General features: G+C 71.0%; 8 protein-coding genes. 6 read left to right on the top strand and 2 right to left on the bottom strand.

All coding sequences use genetic code 11. From position 1 onward, the window contains the following. The first annotated feature begins 184 nt into the window (after positions 1 to 184). From ADK64_RS47460 to ADK64_RS20900, 4 genes are all read left to right on the top strand, one after another. Entirely contained in the window at positions 185 to 724 is a 540-nt protein-coding gene (locus ADK64_RS47460) for a Scr1 family TA system antitoxin-like transcriptional regulator (RefSeq protein ID WP_234384653.1), read from the top strand. A gap of 169 nt (positions 725 to 893) precedes the next feature. Beyond that, a complete protein-coding gene (locus tag ADK64_RS46045; RefSeq protein WP_159046307.1) occupies positions 894 to 1,238 on the top strand; it encodes a hypothetical protein in 345 nt (114 codons plus the stop codon). A gap of 344 nt (positions 1,239 to 1,582) precedes the next feature. Next, positions 1,583 to 1,795, top strand: coding sequence for a cold-shock protein (locus ADK64_RS20895; RefSeq protein WP_053661172.1), 213 nt, complete (start codon positions 1,583 to 1,585; stop codon positions 1,793 to 1,795). A 678-nt stretch (positions 1,796 to 2,473) separates the two neighbouring features. Continuing rightward, positions 2,474 to 2,803, top strand: coding sequence for an antibiotic biosynthesis monooxygenase family protein (locus ADK64_RS20900; RefSeq protein WP_053661174.1), 330 nt, complete (start codon positions 2,474 to 2,476; stop codon positions 2,801 to 2,803). Between the two features lie 14 nt (positions 2,804 to 2,817). Here ADK64_RS20900 and ADK64_RS20905 read toward each other — a convergent pair whose 3' ends face one another. Together ADK64_RS20905 and ADK64_RS20910 are read right to left on the bottom strand one after the other, a co-directional pair. Beyond that, entirely contained in the window at positions 2,818 to 3,561 is a 744-nt protein-coding gene (locus tag ADK64_RS20905) for an SDR family NAD(P)-dependent oxidoreductase (RefSeq protein WP_053661176.1), read from the bottom strand. A 41-nt stretch (positions 3,562 to 3,602) separates the two neighbouring features. Next, complete coding sequence (locus ADK64_RS20910) at positions 3,603 to 4,292, bottom strand: VC0807 family protein (RefSeq protein ID WP_053661178.1); 690 nt, start codon at positions 4,290 to 4,292, stop codon at positions 3,603 to 3,605. A gap of 203 nt (positions 4,293 to 4,495) precedes the next feature. Here ADK64_RS20910 and ADK64_RS20915 point away from each other — a divergent pair, with 203 nt between their 5' ends. After that, complete coding sequence (locus ADK64_RS20915) at positions 4,496 to 5,809, top strand: sensor histidine kinase (protein WP_053661180.1); 1,314 nt, start codon at positions 4,496 to 4,498, stop codon at positions 5,807 to 5,809. Further along, the gene (locus ADK64_RS20920) at positions 5,749 to 6,405 is read left to right on the top strand and encodes a response regulator transcription factor (RefSeq protein WP_053661183.1); all 657 of its coding nucleotides are present in this window, start codon (positions 5,749 to 5,751) and stop codon (positions 6,403 to 6,405) included. Before ADK64_RS20915 ends, ADK64_RS20920 begins: the two co-directional genes overlap by 61 nt. Positions 6,406 to 6,562 lie beyond the last annotated feature (157 nt).

Raw genomic sequence — 6,562 nt, forward strand, 5'->3', positions numbered from 1 at the left:
TCTCAGGGTTTTCCATGTGGCCCGCCCCAGGCGTCCACGTCTGCGACGTGGTCCGCATGAGACGGAACGCGGTACTGAAACAATGCGGCGCACCGGTTCTCGTTCCTCCTGGAGGAATCGGTCCTCCGCTACCGGCTGAGCACCGTCGAGACGACGGCGGCACAACTCGGTCACTCCTGGGGTCATGGACCTCCAGAACGTGGCCGTCGGCATCGTTCCGTTCTCGTCGCAGCGAACCATCTGGCCCATGCCGACCTTCACCATCTTCGACGACGCGAGGGCGCACGCGGACACCCTGGACGCCGCGTCCACGCTGACGCATCCGGGTCAAGTCGAACTGTACGCAAGGGCCTTTGACCGGCTGTCCCAGGTATCGGCGCGGGGAGCTGCTGCCCGCTCACTCGTGATGTCCGCCCTGTCATTCGCTCGACTGACCGCCGACCGACTGCGGAAGCGCCCCGCCTGTGTGTTCGCCCCGGGCTCATGTTTGGCTCAGCGCCCGCCGCGTGCTGTCAGCTCGGGGCACCCGGGGACGGAGCAAGGAGGGCGGGGTCTCCGCGGCATGGGTGGGGACCACCTCCAAGGGGCGGGGGAATGTGCCATCGGCGCGAACAATCCCGAGAAACCGGGCAGTAATGAGCGCATGGCCAAAAGTGCTTTGAGGCTGGCGTGTTCGGTTTCACTCACGCGAGTGAAGTGCTATTTCGTGACGCGCGGCGCATGAGTAGATTGGCAGTCGAAAGTCTGGGGTCGGTCAAGTATCGCCTCGGAAAAGTTGACCCCTTGGGGGGCAAAATGCAGCGACCCGCGCATTCGAGTTCTCCGACCGCCCGTCAGTGCGCGAAGCTCCGCAAGCGGTTCGGCCTCGCGACCTGCGCAGCCATGTGGCGTACGTGACCGTCAAGAGTGAAGGAAAGTGGCGCTACACCTTCACGGGAACCCTCCTCGGTGAATGCAACAACCGTAGCGGCCCTGCCCAGGAGATGGCGCTGGACTATGGCAGCATCAAGGAGCTCGACGACAATCCGTCCCCGTGGGGCGGAGAGAATTGGACCAGCCTGAAATTCGACTGCAATTCCAACCCGAACAGCCACGTAATCACCGTCACCGGGAAGGGCTCAGTGGGTACTGACCGAGAGCTCCACGTCAAGGCATGCGCCTACGGTGGAGCCCTTCCGTGGATCGGGGCCTGGAACTGCGGTGACGTGACGACCGTCCGCGTCGAGCCGGAAGAGTGACAGGTGTCCAGGGCGGCTTCCGCCCTGACTCCCGTCCGTGTCGGTCCCTCCCAACGCGAGGGGCCGCACGTGGTCCACGTCCACCCCGTCCGCGGGGAAGTCGCCCAAGCGCCAGTCGCACGAGCCCGAGCCCCGCTCCTGCGCTCGCCGGCGGAGCCTCGCCCTCTTCAAGGGGCGCGTCTCTTGCCGGTCGGGCTGGGCGGGCTTGTTGCTGTTCCTGTCGCTGAACAGGACCTGCGCACTGCTACGTACTGTGATTACATGATTACGTATCGTCTTGGTGGTGCGACCGCGTCTGTGACGGCCGGGGGCACCACGGCCCACGCTTGTTTTAGGGAGTGCCCATGACCGACCGGCAGAGCGGTACGGTGAAGTTCTTCAACGACGAAAAGGGATTCGGGTTCATCGCCCCGGATGCCGGAGGTGACGATCTCTTCGTGCATTTCAGGGCAATCGAGTCGGACGGGTTCAAATCCCTGAAGGAGGGGCAACGCGTGTCCTTCGTCGCCGCGCGGGGTCAGAAAGGCATGCAGGCCGAGTACGTGCGGCCGGAGTGACGCGCTGACAGTTCGGCACGGTGGGGACCGCGCGCTTACAACCCCCTTCGGCGCCCCCGGTCAAGGGGCGGTTACTCATGGGCGGTGCGGTCACCGCGCGTTGCCTCGCGACTCCTGCGGCCACCCTGGTAGGGGGTGCGTGGTGCACGGGCAGAGCTGCGAGAAAGCGACGGGCAACAAGGCGACGAGGCGCGGAAGCGCCGAACGGTCCGCCACCGGGTGTCCCCGGCAACGGGCCGGTAGTTCCGGCCCCTGCCGACGGACTTCGCGATCCTCACGGAGTCGATGAACAGCGCCAGGAACTCCCGCTTCTTCTCCGAGTCCCACGCCGCCCACGTCGAACCTCCCCGAGGGGATCTCCGTTCACGCTCGTCCACTCGTTGGGGATCTGGATGGTTCGGTCGCCGGTCGCCTCCAGTTGCGCCACCGTTCGACCGTCCGCTCCTCGCGGGCAGCCAATCGCGCCATGGACTCCGACTCCCCCAGTGACTCCGCCTCCGTGGGCACGCTGTCCTCGTCGAGCCGCTTGGCGATCTGCGAGACGCATCGTTCGCGCTGCGCCGGAGGCGACGCCTGGGAGTCGTCCTCACGTCGTTTTGACCGGCGGATATAGGAGACTGCACGCACGTGATCAAGGCTAGGTGCGGTGCCCAGCCTGTGCTTCCTGAGAGGTGTCATGTGCCTAGTGTGGTAAAGATCAACGTACTGACCGTGCCCGCCGAGCAGCGGGAGGTGCTGGAGAAGCGGTTCGCCTCGCGCGCCCACGCGGTGGAGAACTCCGACGGCTTCGAGTGGTTCGAGCTGCTGCGGCCCGTCGAGGGCACCGACACCTACCTCGTCTACACGCGCTGGCGTGACGAGGAGTCCTTCCAGGCCTGGATGGAGGGGCCGATGAAGGCCGCGCACCAGGGGGGCGGGGAGGGCGCCGAGCGGCCCCGCCCGGCCGCTTCCGGCTCCACCCTGTGGTCCTTCGAGGTGGTGCAGCAGGCGGGCCCCAAGGGGGCCTGACCGGCGGTCCGGGCTCAGGCGTCGGCACGCACCAGGTCCAGCTTCGGGAAGCTCACCAGCTCCGGGGCGCGGCCCGCCTGCAGCACATACGCCCGTCCCGTCTCCTCGCCCGCCGCGATCCCGGCCACCGACGCCGCGATCTCGGCGGGCTCGGCCACCGCGAAGCCCTGGCCGACGATGTGGTCGACGGCTTCCGGCGGCAGGATCGGCGTGCGGACGAAACCCGGGCAGATCGCGTTGATCCGCACCCCCTTCTCCTGCCACGTCGGGGCCAGCGAGCGGACCAGGCCGATCACCGCGTGCTTGGTCGCCGTGTACACCGGGTCGAAGACGGCCGCACCGACCCCGGCCATGCTGGAGGTCACCAGCAGCGAGCCCCCGCCGTGCGCGGCCAGTGCGGGCAGCGCCGCGTGCAGTCCGTACATCACGCCGTGCAGGTTGACCGCCAGTACCCGGTGCTGGCGCTCCGCGTCGTAGTCGTCCTCACCGAAGCCGCCGCCGTCGCCGATCCCGGCGTTCAGGTGCACCAGGTCCAGCCCGCCGTAGGCCGCCAGGGCGGCGGCGATCAGCGCCTGGTTGTCCTCTTCCCGGGTGGTGTCGGTACGGACGAACAGCCCGTCGACCTCCCGTGCCACGGCCGTGCCGTCCGCCTCGTCGATGTCCGCCACCACCACGCGCGCCCCGAGCCCGCCGTAGTGCCGGGCGACCGCCGCGCCGATCCCGCTCGCCGCCCCCGTGACCACTGCCACTTGCGCCATGTCCCTGCTCCTTCGTGGTTCCGACGCGGTCCGGGTGCCGCTCACGCCGCGGCCGCGGCCTCGCTGCGGATGGCGGCGACACGGGCCGGTGTGCGCCCGTAGCGCCGGCTGAAGACCTCCAGGGACACGAACAGCGCCACGTACTGGAGCGTCGTCACCAGCATCACGGAGTCGACGGGCAGCGTGTACGCGATCACCACCCGGACCACCGAGTCCAGCAGCAGCCCCACGCCCCAGACCGCCGTCAGCAGCCGCATCAGGTGGCGGAAGGTCGGCGACGTCTCCCAGTCGCGTTCGATCTGCGCGCGCTTGTCGCCCCGCGTCACCGACGACAGGATCCGGTGGATGACCGGCCGTCCGCGCAGCGTGCACAGGAACACCAGCCCGACGATCCCCGTCATCCAGCCGTCCTTGGCGAACATGAACCGCGGGCTCCCCGTCACCACCGACAGCGCCGCGCCCAGGGCCACCATGCTGAGCACCAGGATGCCCAGCATCCCGACGCGCCGCTCCCGCACCACCGTCAGCAGCGCCTCCAGCGTCGGCGGCAGGGCGCTCGCCAGCACCGCCCACCACAGGCCGGCCCCGGCCGCCCGCAGGCCGTAGAACACGGCCAGCGGCGCGGCGACGTTCAGCACCACGCCCTGCACCAGCGGGCCGTTCGCCGCCGTCACCTTCGTCCGCCGGTCCGCGCCGGCGTTCGTCCCGGCCGTGTCCGTCGCCTTCGTCATCCTCATCACCGTGGTCCCCCTCGGTCCGTGTCCGTTCCCGATGTCTTCGACGCTACGGAGCCGCAGGGCGGCGGACATTGCGTCCAGCCGCCGAGCGGGGGTGGGGCCAGACCCACCCCCCGGTGGGGTCTGGCCCCACACCGCCCGGCCGCGGGCCGCGCCACACTGGGGGCCGGTGCGAGCCCCTCCAGGAGGTAAGGCACATGACCACGACCGGCGGACGCGTCGTCGGTACCGCCCTGCGCCGCCTCGGGCGGCGCCACCGGGCGCTCGGCTACTGCTGGACGATCGGCTGGTGCAGCCTGGCGGCCCTGGCGATGGTGCTCGTCTGCGCGCCGGCCGGCCTCTTCACGCAGGGCGACCCGGACCGCGGCCGGCTGCGCGCGTCGCGCCAGCTGACCGGCGTCTACCGCAAGCTGCCCGGACGTTGGGGCGGTACGGCCGTCCCCAGCCCCTATCTCCGGGACCGTTCGCCGGGCGAGGACCCGGCCACCCGCCGCGACCTGCTCTTCCTCGCACTGGAACCGCTGGTCGCACTGGTCCTGCTGCTCGTCCCCAGCGCGATGGCGTGGTACGGCCTGTTCGGCCTGCTCGCCCCGGGCAGCGCCGCGCTCCTCGGCGGCGACCACAGCCTGTTCTACGGCGCGGTGTGGGACTCGCCGGTCATGGCGCTGCCCGCCGGCCTCCTCCTCTACTACGCCGCCCTGCTGCTGGCCGGTCCGGCCTCCCGGCTGCACGCCGCCCGCTGGCTGCCGCGGCTGCTCGGCCCGGCTCCCTCCGTCGCCGCCGAGGTGGAACGGCGCCGGCTGGCCGAGCGGGTCGAGGAGCTGACCGAGACCCGGCTCGCCGCCGTGGACAGCCGCGAGGCGGAACTGCGCCGCATCGAACGCGACCTGCACGACGGCGCGCAGGCCCGGCTGGTCGCGATGGGCCTCGCCCTCGGCGCGCTGGAGACGCTGATGGAGACGGACCTGGAGCGGGCGCGCGAACTGGTGCGGCAGACGCGCGAGAACTCGGCGCGCGCCCTCATCGAGCTGCGCGCGCTGGTGCGTGGCATCCACCCGCCGGTGCTGGCCGAGCGCGGGCTGGTCGACGCGCTGCGTGCCCTCGCCCTGGACGCCCCGCTGGAGGCCGAGGTCGACGCCGACGGGCTGACGGGCCGTCCGGAGGGGCCGATCGAGGCGGCGCTGTACTTCGCCGTCGCCGAGCTGCTCACCAACGCCGCCCGGCACGGGGACGCGACGCACGCCCGTGTCGCCCTGAGACACACCGGCGGACTGCTGCGCTGCACGGTGTGGGACGACGGGGGCGGAGGCGCCCGCGAGGAGGACGGGCCCGTGCTCGGGGCGGGCGGCAGCGGGCTGCGGGGCATCCGCCGCCGGCTGTCGGCCTTCGACGGTACGCTCGGCGTCCAGAGCCCGGCCGGAGGGCCGACCCTGGTGACGATGGAGCTGCCTTGCGTGTTGTCCTCGCGGAAGACCTCTTCCTCCTCCGGGAAGGGCTCTGCACTCTCCTGACGGCACACGGCTTCACCGTCGCCGCGGCCGTGGCCAGCGGGCCGGAGCTGCGGCGGGCCCTGGCCGAGGAGGAGCCGGACGTCGCCGTGGTCGACGTACGGCTGCCTCCCACCTTCACCGACGAGGGGCTGCAGGCGGCGCTGGAGGCCCGGCGCAGACGGCCCGGGCTGCCCGTGCTGGTGCTGTCCCAGCATGTCGAACAGCTCTACGCGCGCGAGCTGCTGGCCGACGGCACCGGGGGCGTCGGCTACCTGCTCAAGGACCGGGTGCTCGGCGCCGCCGAGTTCGTGGAAGCCGTACGACGGGTGGCGGACGGCGGCACCGCGATGGACCCGGAGGTCGTGGCCAAGCTGCTGGGCGGCCGCCGCCGCGACGAGCCGCTCGCCACCCTCACCCCGCGCGAGCGGGAGGTGCTGGCGCTGATGGCCGAGGGCTACTCCAACGCGGCCGTCGCCGCCCGGCTGTTCGTCAGTGAGAGCGCGGTCGGCAAGCACTCGGCGAGCATCTTCGGCAAGCTCGGCATCAGCGCCTCCGACGAGACCAACCGCCGGGTGCTGGCGGTGCTGGCGTATCTGAACGGCTCGGCCCGCTCCTGAACGACGACGCCCCCTGCCTGTGCGGGGCAGGGGGCGTCGTGGGTCACGGAGCGGGTGTTACTTCACCGGTTCGGGTTCCGGCGCGGTGTCGGTCTCGGTCTCGCCCGCCGGGTCGAGGGGGGTCTTCACGGAGTCCAGCAGCAGTTGGGCCACGTCC

Source organism: Streptomyces sp. MMG1121, from assembly GCF_001280015.1.
Lineage (GTDB): Bacteria > Actinomycetota > Actinomycetes > Streptomycetales > Streptomycetaceae > Streptomyces.

Coding starts and splice junctions, on each gene's coding strand:
- ADK64_RS47460 (WP_234384653.1), top strand. CDS start 185: ATGGACCTCCAGAACGTGGCCGTCGGCATCGTTCCGTTCTCGTCGCAG.
- ADK64_RS20895 (WP_053661172.1), top strand. CDS start 1,583: ATGACCGACCGGCAGAGCGGTACGGTGAAGTTCTTCAACGACGAAAAG.
- ADK64_RS20905 (WP_053661176.1), bottom strand. CDS start 3,561: ATGGCGCAAGTGGCAGTGGTCACGGGGGCGGCGAGCGGGATCGGCGCG.
- ADK64_RS20910 (WP_053661178.1), bottom strand. CDS start 4,292: ATGACGAAGGCGACGGACACGGCCGGGACGAACGCCGGCGCGGACCGG.
- ADK64_RS20915 (WP_053661180.1), top strand. CDS start 4,496: ATGACCACGACCGGCGGACGCGTCGTCGGTACCGCCCTGCGCCGCCTC.